Below are 3,104 nucleotides of genomic sequence, written 5' to 3' on the forward strand. Positions count from 1 at the left end.
CTTGGGATATCGCGACAGGATTATTCAATGCCCTACCTCCTCGTGGTAGGCGGCCGCTACGACCCTCTTTCCAGCGAACGACGCTATGATGCGGGAGACTTTCTGACCCGGGATGAGGCTCTTGCTGCCGCCCAGAAGATTATACAGCGAAGTCTACTGAATGCTGGCGGACGGGCATGAATACCCAGGCGCTCTTTGAGCGTTACAAAGCGTTAGGCGAATTCCCCTACATATTGTCACTGAGTGAAGGCGAGCCAGTGGTGTTCGACCCGCCAGCCTACGCGCTGGTGCAGGCGCTGCGCATCTGCGAAGAACTGGGTTAGCGTCGCAGGCGGGACACGCTGGACAATGGCCGGCCCCCTTGTGTCAAATGGCCAATCAAAAGCCAAGAAACGACGAGAGGCGTCCCGTGATCGCGACCTCCATCCGATTCGTCCTATCCAACCTACCGGCCATATTACTTCCCCTTGCCCTGATCATAGCGGCGATCCGCCGGGACCGGCGCTCCGCAGCCCACCGGTTCCTCGCCTGGATATTGCTGCTGCCTATCGGCATCACCGGTATCTGGGCGGCCGTGTTCCATATTTTCCTGCCGCACGTGGCTGCCGCCGATATCGGCTGGCAGGTCAGTCCCTTCCAATATGAAGTCGGGGTCGCGGACTTGGCGTTCGGTGTGACCGCCTGTGCCGCTTTCTGGGCGTCTCTGCCGTTTAAGGCAGCGGCAGTGCTGGTTTCCTCCATAGCCCTGCTGGGGGACGCGGTCGGCCACATCCGGCAGATGCTCGTGGCCGGCAATTTCGCGCCTGGGAACGCGGGCGTGCCGTTCTGGACCGACGTTATTGTGCCGGCCCTCGCGATCGTGCTGCTGCTGGCCGCGTGGCGCGCGCGGGACCGGTTTGACGGGTGACTATTTACCGAAATGGCCCACGATCTCGCCGACCCTGGCGATGGGGAGACGAGGCATCAGGTGCTTGAACTCCGTCTGGGCAAGCTCGCGCAAGATGCCGACGGAAATGACCGATCCGTGGCCGATGTTGACCGAGGCGTAGGAAACCATGCCGTCGTGCTTCTGCATTAGCGGGGCTACCCTGGTCTCTGCTGCTTGGCTCACAGCCTCAATGTCAGTGACGCCGTCGTATCCGGACCGAGGCGAACATGGCTTTCTCCCTTTGCCCAAGCGGTAGATATGACCTTCGGGCGGGGAAGGGACGTGTTCAAGAGCGGGATCGGGTTTAGAGCCCTGCCTGATCGAGGGCATGCTCCGAGATAACCGCCAGCTGCGTCTCGCATTGGCCGTCAGGGATACCGACGTTGTTGCAGGCTATCCGGTATCGGTTCACCTGGTCAGGGCACGTTTGCAGCAACGAAAGAGCCGACTGCCCCAGATCGGCGGGATAGTAGGTGCCTTGGTGGGCCTGTATTCCGAGGCAGCCGTCGAGCGCCGTTTTCGCCCCCAACAATACCGGGGCCGTCGCAGCGGGTAGACCCTGTGCGGCCGCTGGCAGTGCCAGGCCCGCCAGAAGTAGGGATCTCGGGATCATTCTCACCGCTGTCTCCACCATGGTCCGGCGGTTGAGCTAGGCAGGCAGGAACGCCGGTTAAAGTAGGCATTCCGATATCTAGCCTACCGGAGCCTAAGGCCGTCGGTTGTTTAGCCTCGCAGCAAGGTTTCCGCAGGACGCGGAACCGTTCGGCCAGACCTTGCGCGACGCCATTTTCAGGGCGCCTACCCTCCCTGTGGCTCTTGACGACGCTGGCATGCCGGTCGGCCTTCAGCTAGCAGCGCGCCACGGGCTCGATGAGCACCTCCTTCGCGTGGGGCTGGCCTGCGACGGCGTCCTCGGATCTCGCGCCCAGCGCATTGGGAAGCCACCGCTCCTGCCAAGGGCGGGACGGCTCCAAACGAGTCAGGCACTGAGCTGACCTGCGAACCCAGACCGTGCTTCTGGGCTGATTGCCTGCACCAGTTCGAGACCTTCATCGTCGGTGGCGGTGGGGCGAGAACGTGCGGAAATCACGCGTCCTTAGAATGGTCGTCCTGAAGCGCCTCGGGCGTTTCTTCCTCCGAGAGCTTGCCCTCAAAAGAACCACCTAGAGCTAGGGGCTCGCTGCCAACGCCGCCAAGTTCCGCTCCGTCTTCGGAATGCACGGTTATGACGACGTCATCTATGTCAGCAATATCGACATGCTCATGAAAGATGTCCAAGGCCGCCGATGCCTTATCGTCGTCATTGAGCTCCTCATCCACCGCGACCGCGTATACGCCAGGAAGCCCATCATCCTCGTCGTCATGATCAGTGATAGTGACCTTGATGTAGACCCTGGTGTAATCCGTCATGGGACGCGCTTCCTCGAACATGGCGAAAGGATTGCTAGGGTAACCTGTGGGCGCCCCGGAGAAGCGTGGGCAGGAAACCATGATCAGCAACTCCTGGCAGGACGTCTTCACGCGCAGGCTCGCGACCATCGTTGGTAGTTCGACCTCGAGTTCCGGTTTCATAGCGCCCTCCAGCCAAGCTCAGCCAGGCGTAGTGTTCCTGACCGCGGTGGAGACCCGCGTCCACTCGACCCGTGCGGCGGCGGCTTTGAATCGCTCTTAATACGGCCAAACCAGAAGCGCCGCTGATCCTGTAGCTCGTCTCTGACAGCGACATAGTTGGGTCGTGAGCCGCCTGACCGATTTGGAGCTCGGTCGGCTGCGCATCGGGATCGCAACTGCAGGCGGATGCCGTCGAGGCAGACCGTCTCACTGCGGAAACCGCGCATAGCACCGGCAGGCTGTACCGTCCTTTTTTATCAGGCCGATCTGGTCATGCCTCGTTGGAAGGCTGGGGATCATCGAGGCCTCCCTCATTGGCGAAGCCACGTCCGCAAACGTCTCCAAGGACTAGCCTGGCCAGTTTCATCCCTTATTTCGCCCGCCTGAGGCGCCTTCGCCAACTGCTCGACCAGCCGCTTAGCGAGCAAACCTCGATGGCCACGCGTCCAATGATCCGCCGCATCATCGTTTGGGAGCCACTCTGGGAGTGGCAGCATCAGGTACTGTGCGAGACCGTCCAGCAGTGGTTCGTAGGTCGCGCGTAGTGCTCGCAGCGCGAGAAAAG

Annotated in this window: 7 protein-coding genes; 3 read left to right on the top strand and 4 right to left on the bottom strand. The window is 61.3% G+C overall.

All coding sequences use genetic code 11. The features are described 5' to 3' along the window. The 3 genes from GSQ92_RS30270 to GSQ92_RS16370 all read left to right on the top strand — a co-directional run. Nucleotides 1-180: hypothetical protein (locus GSQ92_RS30270; RefSeq protein ID WP_216856845.1), on the top strand; the 180-nt coding region annotated here is incomplete at its 5' end. Next, a complete protein-coding gene (locus GSQ92_RS16365) occupies nt 177-323 on the top strand; it encodes a hypothetical protein (protein WP_159013701.1) in 147 nt (48 codons plus the stop codon). The genes GSQ92_RS30270 and GSQ92_RS16365, both read left to right, overlap by 4 nt. Before the next feature lie 86 nt (nt 324-409). Then, nucleotides 410-907 carry a DUF6790 family protein gene (locus tag GSQ92_RS16370; RefSeq protein WP_159013702.1) on the top strand — a complete coding sequence of 166 codons (498 nt, stop codon included), beginning with the start codon at nt 410-412 and terminating at the stop codon, nt 905-907. On the opposite strand, the gene GSQ92_RS16375 is transcribed toward GSQ92_RS16370, so the two are convergent. From GSQ92_RS16375 to GSQ92_RS30275, 4 genes are all read right to left on the bottom strand, one after another. After that, nucleotides 908-1,075 carry a hypothetical protein gene (locus GSQ92_RS16375; RefSeq protein WP_159013703.1) on the bottom strand — a complete coding sequence of 56 codons (168 nt, stop codon included), beginning with the start codon at nt 1,073-1,075 and terminating at the stop codon, nt 908-910. It abuts the gene before it with no gap. A gap of 157 nt (nt 1,076-1,232) precedes the next feature. Next, on the bottom strand, nt 1,233-1,541 hold the full coding sequence (locus tag GSQ92_RS16380) for a hypothetical protein (RefSeq protein ID WP_159013704.1): 309 nt from the start codon (nt 1,539-1,541) through the stop codon (nt 1,233-1,235). A 473-nt stretch (nt 1,542-2,014) separates the two neighbouring features. After that, nucleotides 2,015-2,500 carry a hypothetical protein gene (locus tag GSQ92_RS16385; RefSeq protein ID WP_159013705.1) on the bottom strand — a complete coding sequence of 162 codons (486 nt, stop codon included), beginning with the start codon at nt 2,498-2,500 and terminating at the stop codon, nt 2,015-2,017. 350 nt (nt 2,501-2,850) lie between these two features. Continuing rightward, on the bottom strand, nt 2,851-3,104 hold a 254-nt coding region (locus tag GSQ92_RS30275; RefSeq protein WP_216856846.1), incomplete at its 5' end, for a hypothetical protein.

Source organism: Acidisoma sp. S159 (assembly GCF_009766125.1).
Classification (GTDB): Bacteria; Pseudomonadota; Alphaproteobacteria; order Acetobacterales; family Acetobacteraceae; genus Acidisoma.